Raw genomic sequence first — 458 nt, forward strand, 5'->3', positions numbered from 1 at the left:
CGCGGTCGGATGGAGGCAGTTTTTTAGGGAGGTTACGATTTTATGCTACACACCCAGAATAAAGAGTGGCAGAGGTTGGCGGCAATGTCATACTTCGACAAGAAGCAATTGGAAGTGCATTATTCCCAGATTAATTCCATTTGCGAAATGGCTCACGGCTTTGCTAAGACGTCTGATATGCCCGAATCAGCACACAAGGCAATTCGGAAGTCTGAAGAGGTAGCCAAGCGCATTCTCAGCATCCTGGATGAAGAGAATCCGTCTTTGGATGAACTGTCTGGCATTATTTCGAATGTCATGTCTGTAATACTGTTATCAGGTGCAACAACCGTCCAAATCAAGACAGTAGGAGTCACCGCAGAACAAGGCATCAAAAGCATAATGGAGGTGGCATGCATTAAGTCCATCTTGGATAGGCCTTTATTCCCAGAAGGCATCGACGAATCAAAACTAGGAGG

The 458-nt window shown here is 45.9% G+C and carries 1 protein-coding gene; it reads left to right on the forward strand.

What is annotated here, in order from left to right; all coding sequences use genetic code 11:
- Positions 1–42 precede the first annotated feature (42 nt).
- The coding region (locus tag VJI94_RS07980; RefSeq protein ID WP_324008960.1) for a hypothetical protein at positions 43–458 on the forward strand (416 nt) is incomplete at its 3' end.

The sequence above is a fragment of the Parvimonas sp. D9 genome (assembly GCF_035282565.1).
Classification (GTDB): domain Bacteria; phylum Bacillota; class Clostridia; order Tissierellales; family Peptoniphilaceae; genus Parvimonas; species Parvimonas micra.